The sequence below is a fragment of the Mycobacterium sp. genome (genome assembly GCF_049585075.1).
GTDB lineage: Bacteria > Actinomycetota > Actinomycetes > Mycobacteriales > Mycobacteriaceae > Mycobacterium.
The window spans coordinates 1-13,853 of record NZ_JBAUZA010000038.1; the positions used below are offsets into that span (position 1 = coordinate 1).

The 13,853-nt window shown below is 65.1% G+C and carries 16 protein-coding genes and 1 pseudogene; 12 read left to right on the top strand and 5 right to left on the bottom strand.

Features of this window, described 5'->3' with window-relative positions; all coding sequences use genetic code 11:
- Positions 1 to 281, top strand: a pseudogene (locus WB785_RS01895) (hypothetical protein); the annotation flags it as partial.
- 30 nt (positions 282 to 311) lie between these two features.
- Positions 312 to 983: an alpha/beta hydrolase gene (locus WB785_RS01900; protein ID WP_424077006.1), complete on the top strand. Its 672-nt coding sequence runs from the start codon at positions 312 to 314 to the stop codon at positions 981 to 983.
- Here the strand turns inward: WB785_RS01900 and WB785_RS01905 are convergent.
- A complete protein-coding gene (locus WB785_RS01905) occupies positions 972 to 2,237 on the bottom strand; it encodes an esterase/lipase family protein (RefSeq protein WP_424077007.1) in 1,266 nt (421 codons plus the stop codon). The two genes, WB785_RS01900 and WB785_RS01905, sit on opposite strands and share 12 nt — an antisense overlap.
- 52 nt (positions 2,238 to 2,289) lie before the next feature.
- On the opposite strand from WB785_RS01905, the gene WB785_RS01910 reads away from it, so the two are divergent.
- Positions 2,290 to 3,507, top strand: coding sequence for an acyl-CoA dehydrogenase family protein (locus WB785_RS01910; protein WP_424077008.1), 1,218 nt, complete (start codon positions 2,290 to 2,292; stop codon positions 3,505 to 3,507).
- A 1-nt stretch (position 3,508) separates the two neighbouring features.
- On the opposite strand, the gene WB785_RS01915 is transcribed toward WB785_RS01910, so the two are convergent.
- The gene (locus tag WB785_RS01915; protein ID WP_424077009.1) at positions 3,509 to 4,084 is read right to left on the bottom strand and encodes an XRE family transcriptional regulator; all 576 of its coding nucleotides are present in this window, start codon (positions 4,082 to 4,084) and stop codon (positions 3,509 to 3,511) included.
- A 134-nt stretch (positions 4,085 to 4,218) separates the two neighbouring features.
- Here WB785_RS01915 and WB785_RS01920 point away from each other — a divergent pair, with 134 nt between their 5' ends.
- Entirely contained in the window at positions 4,219 to 5,001 is a 783-nt protein-coding gene (locus WB785_RS01920) for an enoyl-CoA hydratase/isomerase family protein (RefSeq protein ID WP_424077010.1), read from the top strand.
- A 17-nt stretch (positions 5,002 to 5,018) separates the two neighbouring features.
- On the opposite strand, the gene WB785_RS01925 is transcribed toward WB785_RS01920, so the two are convergent.
- Complete coding sequence (locus tag WB785_RS01925) at positions 5,019 to 6,086, bottom strand: amidohydrolase family protein (protein ID WP_424077011.1); 1,068 nt, start codon at positions 6,084 to 6,086, stop codon at positions 5,019 to 5,021.
- 35 nt (positions 6,087 to 6,121) lie between these two features.
- On the opposite strand from WB785_RS01925, the gene WB785_RS01930 reads away from it, so the two are divergent.
- The 3 genes from WB785_RS01930 to WB785_RS01940 are packed head-to-tail and all read left to right on the top strand — an operon-like array spanning position 6,122 to position 8,679.
- Positions 6,122 to 7,036, top strand: coding sequence for an alpha/beta fold hydrolase (locus tag WB785_RS01930; protein ID WP_424077012.1), 915 nt, complete (start codon positions 6,122 to 6,124; stop codon positions 7,034 to 7,036).
- 12 nt (positions 7,037 to 7,048) lie between these two features.
- On the top strand, positions 7,049 to 8,317 hold the full coding sequence (locus WB785_RS01935) for an MFS transporter (RefSeq protein WP_424077013.1): 1,269 nt from the start codon (positions 7,049 to 7,051) through the stop codon (positions 8,315 to 8,317).
- 56 nt (positions 8,318 to 8,373) lie between these two features.
- On the top strand, positions 8,374 to 8,679 hold the full coding sequence (locus tag WB785_RS01940) for a hypothetical protein (protein WP_424077014.1): 306 nt from the start codon (positions 8,374 to 8,376) through the stop codon (positions 8,677 to 8,679).
- A gap of 24 nt (positions 8,680 to 8,703) precedes the next feature.
- Here WB785_RS01940 and WB785_RS01945 read toward each other — a convergent pair whose 3' ends face one another.
- On the bottom strand, positions 8,704 to 9,978 hold the full coding sequence (locus WB785_RS01945) for a competence/damage-inducible protein A (protein ID WP_424077020.1): 1,275 nt from the start codon (positions 9,976 to 9,978) through the stop codon (positions 8,704 to 8,706).
- 28 nt (positions 9,979 to 10,006) lie between these two features.
- On the opposite strand from WB785_RS01945, the gene WB785_RS01950 reads away from it, so the two are divergent.
- Entirely contained in the window at positions 10,007 to 10,501 is a 495-nt protein-coding gene (locus WB785_RS01950) for a macro domain-containing protein (protein WP_424077015.1), read from the top strand.
- On the opposite strand, the gene WB785_RS01955 is transcribed toward WB785_RS01950, so the two are convergent.
- On the bottom strand, positions 10,498 to 10,803 hold the full coding sequence (locus WB785_RS01955) for an MTH1187 family thiamine-binding protein (RefSeq protein WP_424077016.1): 306 nt from the start codon (positions 10,801 to 10,803) through the stop codon (positions 10,498 to 10,500). The genes WB785_RS01950 and WB785_RS01955 overlap by 4 nt on opposite strands.
- Before the next feature lie 40 nt (positions 10,804 to 10,843).
- Here WB785_RS01955 and dtd point away from each other — a divergent pair, with 40 nt between their 5' ends.
- From dtd to WB785_RS01975, 4 genes are all read left to right on the top strand, one after another.
- Positions 10,844 to 11,275, top strand: coding sequence for a D-aminoacyl-tRNA deacylase (dtd, locus tag WB785_RS01960; RefSeq protein ID WP_424077017.1), 432 nt, complete (start codon positions 10,844 to 10,846; stop codon positions 11,273 to 11,275).
- Positions 11,276 to 11,372: 97 nt separating this feature from the next.
- Positions 11,373 to 12,323: an anti-sigma factor RsbA family regulatory protein gene (locus WB785_RS01965; RefSeq protein WP_424077018.1), complete on the top strand. Its 951-nt coding sequence runs from the start codon at positions 11,373 to 11,375 to the stop codon at positions 12,321 to 12,323.
- Positions 12,323 to 13,174 carry a hypothetical protein gene (locus WB785_RS01970; RefSeq protein WP_424077021.1) on the top strand — a complete coding sequence of 284 codons (852 nt, stop codon included), beginning with the start codon at positions 12,323 to 12,325 and terminating at the stop codon, positions 13,172 to 13,174. Before WB785_RS01965 ends, WB785_RS01970 begins: the two co-directional genes overlap by 1 nt.
- Positions 13,161 to 13,853 (top strand): SAM-dependent methyltransferase (locus WB785_RS01975; RefSeq protein WP_424077019.1); only part of this gene is annotated, 693 nt, incomplete at its 3' end. The genes WB785_RS01970 and WB785_RS01975, both read left to right, overlap by 14 nt.

Here is a 13,853-nt window from a genome sequence, read left to right on the forward strand (position 1 = left end):
GGACCTACACCTCCGCTGGGCCGCAAGGTAACGGCGTCTGCTATTGGAAACGGGTCGCGGGCGATGACGGCAAGCAGATGGTCGACAACGCGATGAGCAAAAAGCCGCAGGTCGTGCGGATCGAGCCGACCGATAAGGCGTTCAAGACCGACGGTTGCCAACCGTGGCAGAAGAACGACGCGGCGGTCCCCGACCCCGGCAAGTCGCCAGAACAGGCAGGCCTGCCGCTAGGGATCCTCGGCTCGCTTCTCGGCGGCGGAGCGCCACCGCCGAAGCCGTAAGGGCGCAACGGGTAGGGCAGCCTGGAGGGTATGGAGACCGTCGAATACGCCCCCGGTCGGTTGGCAGACGTTTCCGGTAAGCCCGCACAACGGACCGTCTTGTTGTGGCACGGCCAGCAGGCGGACGCCCGCACCGCGGTCCGGCCACTCGCCGAGCTGCTGGTCGGCCATGGTTTAGGCGTCGTCGTCCCCGACTGGAACTCCCATGCCGAGGATGGCGGGCGCGCGGACCTGCTGCGTTCGGTGCGTTTTGCCCGTGAGCGCGTTGACGCCCCGGATGCCTTAGTGCTTGTCGGTTGGTCGATGGGCGGCGTGGCGGCGGCCGGGCTGACGATTCAGGCGCGACGAGCCGATGTCGATTTCGCGCACACCGTCTGCCTCGCCGGGGCGTTCATGGTGACCGATCCGATCTTCGGTCGCGTGCCAGCCACTCAGCTCAAGCAGGAGGCGCGCCGCTGCCCGTTTACCCTGCTGCACGGTCGATCCGATGACGTCATTCCGGTCGCGGCGTCCCGCGAATTCGCTTCGGCCCTGCGCCGCAGCGAGTGGCCGGTGGAGGTGGTCGAGTTGCCCGCAGACCACGGATCGATCGCCGGCGCCCGCTACGACACCAGCGCCGACCGCTACGCTGCAGCCGATGATCCGCAGACTTTGGCCGTTGCCGCCGACGTGGCGGCGCGCATCGCCGCCCTAGCGGGTTAGCCAGTCGCGCAGCTTTGCATAAACCCGCGGATGGTTCAGCAAGTCGAAGTGGTTCAACCCGGTCAGCGTCAGTCCTTGGTCTGTCTCGAAGGGAATGCGCCGCGACTTGCCAAGGCCCGCTGCGCTTTGCGGCCGCACCAGGTGATCACCCGCGATCTTCCCGAGCAGCGCCGGTGCGACCGAAGAGGCCACGAAGTGGTAGGTGGCATTAGGCAGGAATGGCACCTCATTGCAGCGATCGCGCAGGAACTCGTCCGGGTCGGCGTCGGCCCAGTCGTCATCAAGGCATGCGCCGAACCGCAGATCCTTGACCCCGTCGCTGCGGGCGTTCAGAAACGTTGCAATGGCCTGGGTCTCGGGCAACCTGGCCAACGCCCACGACGCAACGTTCACACCCTTCTCCAGATCGGCCCCAAGGTGCGGCGAGCTCAGGCACACGACATGGCTGACCGCGTCGGTCCAGCCATGCTGTTGCTGGGAGCCGTAATGGCAGGCGCTGCGCGCTACCAGACCGCCCATCGAGTGGCCTACCAGCACGAGTTCGGCGATGGGGACCGGCCATTGGCTGTGCAGCCGGTCCAGTATTTCGGCGAGCCTTCGGCCGTTGACCGAGATGTGCAGGCCGGTGTTGTACCGCAGATAGACCGGGCTGAATCCCAAGTCGTCGCGGAGCCGTTCGCCGTAGCTTCGGTTGTCCGTCGCCTCGGAGTCCTCGCGTGGCTGCCGAGACCATGACCGCTCGGTAAGGCACCAGCCATGCACAAAAACCACGACGCGCTCGGTGGCCGTCGGAAATACCGCCGCAAGCGAATCAGTCGTCGGCTCAATCGGTTTGCCGCGGTGCCGGATGTCCATCGCGCCCGCGAGCGGGTTGTCGCGCTCGGTCAACTCGTCCCCGTACAAGCCGTTGACGGCAGCCATGAACGCCGCCGGCGCGGGCCGCGACGCGAGAGCCTCATCGGCGTCGTCACCCCAGATTTCTCCGGCTACGGCACCGACGGCTTGGGTAGCACCGCGGATGCCTCGGTCCACACCGCCGTAAATCGCGCGGGCAATCCCGTCATGGATCACCCGGATCGGCGCTGCCGGCGGCCCGATTGAACCGAAGACCCGGCCCGCGATTCCGGTGTGCATCCCGCGCACCAATGTGGTCAGCACCGACGACGCCTCCCCCGCCAGATGCCCGACCGCCCGGATATCACTGCGTTGAATACGGCCTCCTCTGAACTGGCGATTTGTTAGTTCAGTATACAAGCGTTTACTGTAAGTGCTGGCTGCCCGAAGCGGGCAGGCTGAGGGGAGCGCTATGGACGCCACGTTTTCGATGGACCTGTCGGAGGAAGTGGTCCACGTCCGTGACTGGGTACATGAGTTTGCCGAGTCGGTAATCCGGCCGGCCGCCTCCGAGTGGGACGAGCGGGAAGAAACCCCGTGGCCGATCATTCAAGAGGCTGCCAAGGTCGGGCTCTACACCCCCGACCTCTTCGTCCAGATGGCGGCCGAATCCAGCGGCCTGGGCATGCCGACGGTATTCGAGGAAATGTTCTGGGGTGACGCCGGGATTGCGCTGTCGATCATGGCCACCGGGCTCGCGGCGGCCGCACTGGCCGCCAACGGAACCCCGCAGCAGCTCGGCGAGTGGCTGCCGGAGATGTTCGGCACCCCGGGCGACCCCAAGCTGGCGGCGTTCTGCTCGTCGGAGCCGGGTGCCGGTTCTGACGTGGGAGCCGTCCGCACCAGGGCGAGATATGACAAAGCCGCCGACGAGTGGGTGCTCAACGGCACCAAGACCTGGGCCACCAATGGCGGGATCGCCAACGTCCACGTCGTGGTCGCGTCGGTGGAGCCCGAGTTGGGGACTCGCGGGCAGGCGACGTTCATCGTGCCGCCCGGAACGAAGGGCTTGTCCCAGGGCCAAAAGTTCAAGAAGCACGGTATTCGGGCCTCCCACACGGCTGAGGTGGTCCTCGATGAAGTCCGGCTTCCTGGTGAATTGATCCTCGGCGGCAGAGAGCGTTTCGAGCGTCGGGTCGCCAAAATCCGCGAGGGCCATCGCACATCCAGCCAGGCGGCGATGATGACGTTCGAGCGCACCCGTCCAATCGTGGGCGCGATGGCGTTGGGCATCGCGCGCGCGGCCTACGAGTACGCGCTGGAATACTCTCGCCAGCGCGAACAGTTCGGCCGGAAGATCGCCGAGTTTCAGGCGATCGCGTTCAAGCTGGCCGACATGAAAAGCCGCATCGACGCATCTCGATTGCTGGTCTGGCGGGCCAGCTGGATGCAACGAAACGACAAGCCGTTCACATCAGCGGAGGGCTCGATGGCCAAGCTGTATGCCAGCGAAACCGCGGTGTACGTCACCGATGAAGCGATCCAAATCCTCGGTGGCAACGGCTACACCCGCGACTACCCGGTCGAGCGGATGCACCGAGATGCCAAGATCTTCACCATCTTTGAAGGCACCAGTGAGATTCAGCGGCTAGTCATCGCAAGAGCGCTGACCGGCCTGACGATTCGCTGAACTAGTGAGCTGCCGCCCTGGCCTCTTCGGCGACACCGTTGGTGGCCAACGCTTCATCCCAGCCGTTCAGATTCTCCTCGCCGGATGGCACGGGGTGCTCGCCGTCCTCTAGACCTGCCACCGCCCGGATCGCCGCAATCAGCTGTTGAACCACCGGCGTCTCTTTATCGGTCGGGGTAGCCCCGGATTCGAGTTCGTCCGGCAGATCTGGTCGAAGTCCCATTCCGTTGGCCGCCTCGTACGCCGACAACTTCGCATGGATGCGTGCGGTGTAGAGCTGTTGGCCCAGCGTTGCTCCGGGGGCGTCGGCGGCACGTTCCATCAGGTCGTCGTAGCGCCTGCGGACATCGCTGAGCGCCATCATCACCGTGGGGCTCGGGCGGCTGTGGCTTGCAGCCTCCGTCAGCGCCGCACGCAGTTTCCGCATGCCGGTGAGAACCACATCGGCGCGCTTGTGGAACTTCTTGTCCTCCGGGAAAGGGAGCGAATCGATGGCAGCGCGGTACATGTGCATCGCCGCCTCAGCCAGATTGACAATGGTTTGCGCTTCACCTTCATGTGGATCGAATTCGGCCATGGCCCCTCAATTCTGTGAATGGTGTCCAGCTCAGGTCGACGGGTATCGGTAACGGCGTCGATCCGTGTAACGATAGTGCTCGCACATTCAACTGGCAGTCCGGCCTATGCGAGTGCCAGTCGAGGAAGGGCGCGGTGAGCATCGACTACGTGCGGGACGGTCGCATCGTCACGATCACGATCAACCGACCCGAGACGCGTAACTCGCTCGACATGGCGCATTTTCGCGACCTTGCGCACGCTTGGGCCGCCTTTCGCGATGACGCCGATGCGTGGGTTGCGGTTATCACCGGCGTGGGTCGTGACTTTTGCACTGGAGCCGATCTCAAAAAGTTCATTCCGGAGTTGACCGGCGATTTGCCGCAGCCACCCGGATGGAACAAAATCGACGCGATTCACGCTGTCCTGCATCAGTTTCCGATCTATAAGCCAATCATCGCCGCTGTCAACGGTGTATGCGTGGCAGGCGGATTCGAAATGTTGACCTGCACCGATATCCGCATCGCTGTGCCGGAGGCACGGTTCGCCGTGATGGAGCCGAAACGCGGATTGTTCGCGGGTGGCGGCAGCACTGTGCGACTGCCTCGCCAGCTGCCCTACGCGTTCGCGATGGAATTGCTGTTGACCGCGGACATGGTGGACGCCGAGCGCGCGCTCGCCATGGGGCTGATCAATCGCGTGGTGCCGGCGGACCAGTTGATGAATACCGCCTATGAGTACTCCGAGCGAATCGCGGTCAACGCGCCGCTTGCTGTATCAGCGACGAAGCAGTCGGCTGTAGAAGGTCTGGCGCTTGATTTGGAATCTGCGTATGCCAACGAAACCCGGCACAGCGACCGTATTTTCGCGACCGAGGATGCCAAAGAAGGGCCGCGTGCCTTCGCCGAAAAACGACCTCCGAAATGGCAGGCGCGCTGACTACCTAGCTGATCGCTTCAGTTGAGGCCGTAGAAGCGCTGCGCGTTCAGCCCGCCGATTTTCGCTCGGGTGGTTTCGCTGATGTCGGGGCGGGTGCGCAGGTGCTTGGTGCTCTCCGGCCACTCGCCATCCCAATGCGGATAGTCGCTGGCGAACATGATGAAGTCGTCGCCGAGCACGTCGATGACGCCGGGCAAGATCGGTTCCTCCGGTTCGCACGTCACGAAGATGTTGCCGGCCTGCACGTACTCCTGCGGGTCGCGTTGCCAGCCACGCTCGATCCAGTCGCCGCGCTTCTCGAAATGCTCGTGCAGCCGGTCGATGAAGAACGGCACCCAGCCCACTCCCGCTTCGAGGAACGCCACCCGCAATCCCGGATGCCGATCGAAAACGCCGCCGGAAACCATCGCGGTCATCGCCGTCATCTGGTCGAACGGAAAGCTGATGCAGTGCACCTGGATGTAGTTGGTGAAGCGATCGACGCCGATCTTCGGTAGATGGATACCGGGCGCCCCGTGAATGCCGAGCGGCATGTCGAGCTCGACCGCCGCAGCGTAAAACGGATCGAGGTCGGGGTGGTCGAGGTTGCGGGTCTTGAGCGCCGGCGGAACGAGGGTGGACACCAGGCCGAGATCTTTGGCCTCGCGCATCACGTCGATCGCCGCCTGCCCGTGCTCGATCGGGGTGACCGCGACGCCGCGCAACCGGCCACCCGCCGGGGCGCAGAAATCCGCGATCCACTGGTTGTACAGGCGCGCGAACCCGGCGGCGAATTCCGGGTCCTCGAGGCTGGGCGCACACAGCCCCAAGCTGGGATACAGCACCATGGTGTTGATCTGATCGCGATCGGCGTCACCCAACACGCCCTCGACCGACCTGCAGTTGATGTCCGAGGCCTTGCTGATCCCGTGCTCTGGCGGACAACCGGCGCCCGGACCGCTGTCTTCGGGATAGTTGCGGCCCTCGATGACCAATCGGGGTTTCCCGTCGGCGCTCGCTCTGACATGGTCCGGCCAGCGTTTCAGGGCCTCCATCGCGAGCGATGGGTTTTCGGCGACGTGTCCGTCGGCATCGATGATCTGCATATTCCGAACGTAACGGCTCGTGTAACACTGCGGGCATGGTTATCGCTATTGCCCGTCCCAAGCTGGAAGGCAACATCGCCGTCGGCGACGATCGGCAGTTGGGGTTCGCAGAGTTCGGCGATCCGCAGGGACGCGCCATCTTCTGGCTGCATGGCACTCCGGGTGCGCGACGGCAGATCCCGACCGAAGCCCGCGTCTACGCCGAGGAAAACCACATCCGGCTGATCGGCGTTGACCGACCCGGAATCGGGGCGTCCACGCCCTATCAATACGGCACCGTCGTCGCTTTCGCCGATGACCTGCGTACGGTCGCGGACACCCTGGGCATCGACAAAATGGCCGTCATCGGCCTATCCGGGGGCGGGCCCTACACCCTCGGCTGCGCGGCGGCACTGCCCGATCGCATCGTTGCGGTCGGGGTGCTCGGCGGCGTCGCCCCAACCGTCGGCGCAGACGCCATCGGCGGCGGCGTGATGGCACTTGGGTCACTGATCGCCCCACTGCTCACCGTGGCCGGATTCCCGATCCGGTGGGCGGCAGTCGGTTTCATCCGGCTGCTTAAGCCGGTCGCCGAGCCCGCGCTGTACCTTTACGCCCGCGTCTCCCCCGAAGCCGACCGGGCCTTGTTGGTCCGGCCGGAGTTCAAGGCGATGTTCCTCGACGACCTCCTCAACGGCAGCCGTAAGCAAATGGCAGCGCCCTTCGCCGACGTCATCGCCTTCGCCCGGGACTGGGGTTTCCGGCTCGATCAAGTGAAGGTCCCAGTGCGGTGGTGGCACGGCGACGCCGACCACATCGTCCCGTTCGCCCATGGGGAGCACGTCGTCGCGCACCTGCCCGACGCGGAGTTGTATCACCTGCCAGGTGAAAGCCATCTCGCCGGACTAGGCCGCGCCGAGGAGATTCTGCAGACCATCGTCGAGCTCTGGGACAGCATCGAGAAGAGCTGATAAACACAGCAGGTGCCCGGAACACCGCTCACCGCCGATCAGCGCAACTCGTTCGTTGCCGCGCTGCTGGGTTGGACGATGGACGCCTTCGATTACTTCCTTGTTGTGCTGGTCTATGCGGATATCGCAAAGACCTTCCACCACACCAAAGCTGAGGTCGCATTCCTGACAACCGCGACGCTGGCGATGCGCCCGGTGGGCGCGTTGTTGTTCGGGCTGTGGGCCGATCGGGTGGGACGGCGAATACCGCTGATGGTGGACGTGACGTTCTATTCGCTCGTTGGTTTCCTGTGTGCGTTCGCGCCGAATTTCACCGTGCTGGTGATCCTGCGACTGCTATACGGCATCGGGATGGGCGGTGAGTGGGGTCTGGGCGCCGCGCTCGCGATGGAGAAGGTTCCCGCGGAGCGACGCGGCTTCTTCTCCGGCCTGTTGCAAGAGGGCTACGCGTTTGGCTATCTGCTCGCAACGTTGGCGTCGCTGTTGGTGATGGACTGGCTCGGGTTGTCGTGGCGCTGGCTGTTCGGGCTGAGCATCATCCCGGCGTTGGTCAGCCTGATCATCCGGTACCGGGTCAAGGAGTCTGAGGTGTGGGAGGCCGAACAGCACCGAATGCGGCTGACTCAGACCAGGATTCGCGACGTGCTGCGCCAGGCGGCGATCGTCCGCCGGTTCATCTACCTGGTGTTGCTGATGGCCGCGTTCAATTGGATGAGCCACGGCACCCAGGACGTCTACCCGACCTTCTTGAAGGCCACCCACAGCGGCGGCGCGGAGCTGTCTAGTACGACAGCGAAGTGGATCGCGGTGGTCTACAACGTCGGCGCCATCGTCGGCGGGCTGATCTTCGGCACGCTCTCCCAGCGATTCGGTCGCAAGCACACCATCGTGTTCTGTGCGGTGTTGGGGCTGCCGATCGTGCCACTGTTCGCCTTCTCGCACACCGCGGCGATGCTGTGCCTCGGTTCGTTTCTGATGCAACTCGTCGTGCAAGGTGCGTGGGGTGTTATTCCTGCGCATCTGACGGAAATGTCGCCGGACGCCATCCGGGGCTTCTACCCGGGGGTCACCTACCAGCTGGGCAATCTGATAGCCGCGTTCAATTTGCCGATCCAAGAACGGCTGGCCGCTGCGCACGGCTATCCGTTCGCTTTGGCGGCGACGATTGTGCCGGTACTGATCGTCGTCGCGCTCTTGACCGCGATCGGCAAGGATAGGACCGGAATCCGCTTCGGCACTGAGCCAAGCGCTTACCCCGCTGGTGTCGGCGGTGGGAATTAGCTTGGGAAGGGAGCGCAGCCGATGACGGCATCAAGACGATTCTGGGAGAGCCGCCGATGACACCTGGGCCGGCGGACGGCCTGGACGAATCTATCGTCGCGCTGCAGCTCATCCTGGTTTCGATGGACGACGACACAGACGCCGATGCGCGCAACGATGCGATCAACGTAATCGCCGACGAAGTTGGCCAGTCCGAGGAACGTTGGCGCGTAATCGCTTTACGCACTGCGAGATTGGCTGCGCTATTTGCCGCCGGAATCCATGGGTCGCCCGCGTCCGAGGAGGCGCGTGTTAAGGCCCGCGCGTCTGTGCAGAAGCTTTTGGTTGCAGCGCTCGACCAGCGCCGTGGCCCCGGCAAGTAGCCGACGTCGATAAGCCCGACTCCGTCACTCCGCGTCGCGCAGTACCCGCCGCAGCAGATGCATCGCCACCGTCGTCGAGCGTTCCCGGACGTCGGCGCGGTTGCCGGGCAGTCGAAGCGTGCGAGTCGACGGCTCGCCGTCGGCGAGTGCCACGGTGAAGCAGACCGTACCCACCGGCTTGTCGGCCGTTCCCCCGTCGGGTCCGGCGATCCCGGTGATTGCCACCGCAGTATCGGCGTCGAAGCGACGCAGCGCACCGGCCGCCATCGCCTCGGCTACCGGCTCGGACACTGCGCCATGTGCCTCGATCAACGCCGGGTCGACGTCGAGCAACTCGGTTTTCGCCTCGTTGCCGTAAGCAACCAGGCCCCCGGCGATGTAGGCGGACGACCCGGCCCGCTCGGTGAGCCGGGCCGCTAGCAGCCCGCCGGTGCAAGACTCCGCCGTCGCTATCCGGCGCCCGGTCAAGAGCTCTGCGACTTGATCGTCGACCTGCGAGCCGTCTTCGGAATAGATGTACTGCCCATGCCTTTCGCGGAGCAGCTCGACCAGTTGGCTGTACACGTCGACGGCGTCGGGCTCGTAACGGGTGACCACCTCGAGCTCACCGCGGCGCAAACAAGTGGTGATCTCCAGAGACTCGAAACCGGGCAGACTTTGCTCGGCGTCGCGCAGGGTGTCGGCCAGGCCGGACTCCGCCAACCCGAACATCCGCACGGTGTCCTGGCGGTAGATCGTCCGGCCCGCGATGGCTTCCTTGACGGCGGGTGTCGCTACGGCGATCGACCACATCGGCTGCAGTTCGCGCGGCGGCCCGGGTAGCACCACGACGGTCGGCTTTCCGGGAACGACAACACCCGGCGCCGTCCCCACCGGGTCCATCACCAGCGCCCCGGCCGGGACCATCGCCTGCTTGCGATTGGCGGCGCGGACCGCCTCGAAATCGCCGCCCTCGATGCGAGCCATCAACTTCTTCAAGATCGCCGCGATCTTGGCCTCCAGCTCGGCATCGAGCACCAGGTCGCGTTCGCAGAACCGCGCCACGGTCGCAACGGTCATATCGTCGGCGGTCGGACCCAGCCCGCCGCTGGTCACGATCAGGTCGACGCTCTCGGCTGCCAGGAAGCGCAGCTGCGCCTCAATGTCTGCTTCGCGGTCACCGCAAATGGTGATGTGCGCGAGCTCGACGCCCAACTCGAGAAGCCGATCGGCGATCCACGGACCGTTGCGGTCGGCCACCCGACCGGTCAACACCTCGGTCCCGGTCACGACAATGCCCGCGCGTGCACTCACCGCTATGACATTAGGCGTGGAGGACGATGGATCCATGATCGAGTTAGAGGTACTGCAGGCCGACGTGACCAAGCTCGAGGTCGACGCGATCACCAACGCGGCCAACACCGAGCTTCGGCATGGGGGTGGCGTCGCCGCCGCCATCTCCCGGGCCGGCGGCCCGGCCGTGCAGCGCGAGTCCAACGAGAAGGCCCCGATCGGCCTCGGGGAAGCTGTCGAGACCACGGCCGGCGAGATGCCGGCACGCTACGTGATCCACGCCGCCACGATGGAGCTCGGCGGGCCGACGTCGGCCGACATCATTGCCCGAGCCACCCGTTCCACGCTGCGCGTCGCTGACGAATTAGGTTGTCGCTCTTTAGCTTTGGTGGCTTTCGGTACTGGCGTAGGTGGATTCCCGTTGGACGAGGCGGCTCAGTTGATGGTCGACGCGGTGCGCGAGCACCAGCCGCGTTCGGTTGAGCGCGTGGCCTTCGCGGTGCACGGCGACGCCGCCGAAGAAGCATTTCGCGCCGCGATCGGTGGCTAAGGACCGCCCAAAAACCGCTCTACCGACTCGGTTTTGCTGCTCATCGCGTCACTGACGCCCGAGCGCCAGTCGGCTTTGATCACCACGCTGACCCGAGGTGAGCGAGCTTTGACGGCCTCGACGGCGCGCTGCACGACCGCCATCACCTCGTCCCAGCTGTCGCCTTCGACGACGGTAAACATCGCGTCGGTCTTGTTCGGCAGCCCCGAATCGCGGACCACCCGCACCGCCTCGGCGACGATCTCACCGACGCTTTCGCCCACGCCCAGCGGTGTGACAGAGAATGCGACTAGTACGGACACCGACACGACCCTACTCGGGGCGCATGGCAACATCGGCCCCATGCGGGTTCTGGTGCAACGGGTCTCATCGGCGGCGGTGTCGGTCGATCAGCACGTCGTGGCATCGATGCAACCCGACAGCCAGGGCTTGCTCGCATTCGTCGGGGTCACCCACGACGACGATACCGGCAAGGCTCAGCGGCTCGCTGAAAAGCTTTGGCAGCTAAGGATTCTCGATGACGAAAAGTCCGCAGCTGACATCAGTGCGCCGATCATGGTGGTTAGCCAGTTCACTTTGTACGCCGACACCGCCAAGGGGCGACGACCGTCATGGAATGCCGCCGCACCGGGGCCCATCGCCGAGCCGCTGATAGCGGCATTCGTGCAAGAGTTGCGAAACCTGGGCGCCGACGTGCAAACGGGCAGTTTCGGCGCCCACATGCGGGTCGAATTGATCAATGACGGCCCGGTGACCGTACTGCTCGAGCTCTGATCGACGGGTTCTTGCCGCACCTGCGGGCGCTGGGCGTAGCGTGCAGTGAAGGCGCCCAGTGGTAGAGCGGTGCCTGGGGATTCGTGGAGCGGCAGACGTGTCGAATGCGCAGGATGGTCACGGCACCTTCGTGCACCCTGCCTTTCTCTACGGCACTCAGCAGGAATACCTCGATTGCTTGGTGCCGTTTATCGTGGGCGCCGTCGAGGCAGACCAGCCTGTGCTGGTCGCGGTTCCGGCATGCAATCTGGCGGCGCTGGCCGAGGGGTTGGGCCGGCTGGCCGCCAATGTGATCATGACCGATTTGACCGAGGCGGGCCGCAATCCCGGTCGAATCCTGGGCGAAGTGTTGAGCACGTTTGTCCAGAAGCATTCGGATGAGCCCGTGCGCATGATCGGCGAGCCGATTTGGCCGGGCCGGTCCGAAGTCGAATACCCGGCGTGCGTGCAACACGAGGCGCTGCTCAACCGGGCGTTCACCGGTCGCGACATCACGGTGGTCTGTCCATATGACGTCTCCCAGCTTGATGCCGAAGTCATCGCCGACGCCCGTCGCACCCATCCGGCGCTGTGGCAGAACGGAGTCCGCGATCACGACAACGCGGCGTACGCGCCCGACGCGATGCTGGCCCGCTACAACCGACCGCTGCCCAGCGACCCGGACGCCGTCCGGTACACGGCTCGGAAACTCGACGATCTCGGCGGCGCACGGTCTTTCGCCGGTGCCTACGCGCAGTGGTTCGGCCTGTCCCCCGACCAGACCGCGGACCTGCAACTGATCGCCAGTGAACTGACAACCGCGAGCCTGACACACATGGGCGGGGCATGCCGGCTTGCGCTGTGGCGGCAAGACGGCCATGTGATCTGCGAAGCGCGCGACGATGGCTGCCTCGACGATCCGCTCGCCGGGCGCCGATCGTACGGCAGCGACAGTGACCGCGGCCGCGGGCTGTACGTGGTCAACGCGCTGGCAGACCTGGTGCGCACGCACACTACTGCTGACGAGACGACGATCCAGGCTTATCTTCGCCTGCCAGAGGGGCCATGATGCCGCGAGACATTCGTGAACTCGCCAATGAACCAGAGGCATACGCCGCCGAGCTGCACCGGCGCTGGGGCGGGCTGTTGAGTTACCGCTACATCGGTCGCAGCTACGCGTCGATGGACTTGGGCCCGGTAGACGACACCGTCACGCTGCGCCACGACATGCGCAACACGACCGGCGGCATCCTGCTGGCCGTGCTCGGCATCGCCTCGCCCGAGGGTGGCGGCATTTCTGATCTGGAGGCGGTGCCGAACCCCGTCATCCACTCATGCCAGGTGCTCGACCCAGGCCGAGATGTGCGCCGTTTCGAAGTGCAGACCGAACAGGTGAAACGCGGCCGCCAGATGGGCTATAGCCGCTCACGCATCGTCGACGCCGATCGGCCGGCCCGGGTGCTCGCGCTGACCGAGGGCCAGGGCATCAGCATCGGCACGCCGCCCGAAGGGCTGGGCCGGATGGAAGTCGAACCCATCGAGGTGATCGACTCCCCCGACTTGCCGCCGCTCTGGCAGGTGTTCGGCGGATACCGCCGCCCCGACGGGCATTGGGCGCTACCGGAATTGGCCGTCGAGGTCGCTTCGCCGGACGCGGCACTCCACATCGGCCCGCAATTCGTCGTCCTGGAGACCGCGGCGCTGCAGCGAGCCGCGGAGGTCGCGGGCACCGACCGCCTACAGGGCGCGTCGTCGCACGTGATGTTCGTCGCGCGCGGCAAGACCGGTCCGTTCCGGATTGAAGCCGAGCCGCTCGCCGGCGCGCACGGCACGGTCGCGGTCCGCACCGTCATGCGCGATGAGGGCGCCGGGGACCGGGTGATCACCGTCGGGTCATATGTGTTCCATGGTTCGCACTGACCACGACGACTGGGACATCGTCAGCAGCGTGGGCTATACCGCGCTGCTGGTAGCCGGATGGCGCGCAATACACGCATTGAGCGCGCGGCCACTAGTGCGAGACGACTACGCGAGCCATTTCATCACCGCTTCGGCGGATCCGTATCTGACGGGTATGCTTGCTGACCCGGGAACATCTGAAGGGGCGACCGTCTTTCCGCGGCTGTACGGCGTGCAGACAAGGTTTTTCGACGAATTTTTCTCCTCCGCCGCTGACCGCGGCATCCGGCAAGCAGTCATCGTCGCCGCCGGCCTGGACTCTCGTGCGTACCGGCTCAACTGGCCAAGCGGCACAACAGTATTCGAGGTTGACCAGCCGAAAGTTCTGGAGTTCAAACGGCGCGTGCTCGCCGAGCATGACGCGCTGCCCACCGCTCGTCGCCACGAGGTCGCCGCGGATCTGCGCGACGACTGGTCAATACCGCTGCGCGCAGCGGGCTTCGACCGACAACAGCCGAGTGCCTGGTCGGTGGAGGGCATCCTGCCCTACTTGACCGGCGATGCGCAGGACACGCTGTTCGCTCGTATCGGTGAGCTGTCCGCGCCGGGTAGCCGGCTCGCGATCGGTGCGTTGGGTTCGCGCCTCGACGAAGATCAGCTAGCCGCGTTGGAAGAGACCTATCCCGGTCTTAACCGCTCC

Excerpts from the sequence above, each read along its gene's own strand:
- WB785_RS01900 (WP_424077006.1), top strand. The coding sequence starts at position 312 with ATGGAGACCGTCGAATACGCCCCCGGTCGGTTGGCAGACGTTTCCGGT.
- WB785_RS01910 (WP_424077008.1), top strand. The coding sequence starts at position 2,290 with ATGGACGCCACGTTTTCGATGGACCTGTCGGAGGAAGTGGTCCACGTC.
- WB785_RS01915 (WP_424077009.1), bottom strand. The coding sequence starts at position 4,084 with ATGGCCGAATTCGATCCACATGAAGGTGAAGCGCAAACCATTGTCAAT.
- WB785_RS01925 (WP_424077011.1), bottom strand. The coding sequence starts at position 6,086 with ATGCAGATCATCGATGCCGACGGACACGTCGCCGAAAACCCATCGCTC.
- WB785_RS01930 (WP_424077012.1), top strand. The coding sequence starts at position 6,122 with ATGGTTATCGCTATTGCCCGTCCCAAGCTGGAAGGCAACATCGCCGTC.
- WB785_RS01940 (WP_424077014.1), top strand. The coding sequence starts at position 8,374 with ATGACACCTGGGCCGGCGGACGGCCTGGACGAATCTATCGTCGCGCTG.
- WB785_RS01950 (WP_424077015.1), top strand. The coding sequence starts at position 10,007 with ATGATCGAGTTAGAGGTACTGCAGGCCGACGTGACCAAGCTCGAGGTC.
- dtd (WP_424077017.1), top strand. The coding sequence starts at position 10,844 with ATGCGGGTTCTGGTGCAACGGGTCTCATCGGCGGCGGTGTCGGTCGAT.
- WB785_RS01970 (WP_424077021.1), top strand. The coding sequence starts at position 12,323 with ATGCCGCGAGACATTCGTGAACTCGCCAATGAACCAGAGGCATACGCC.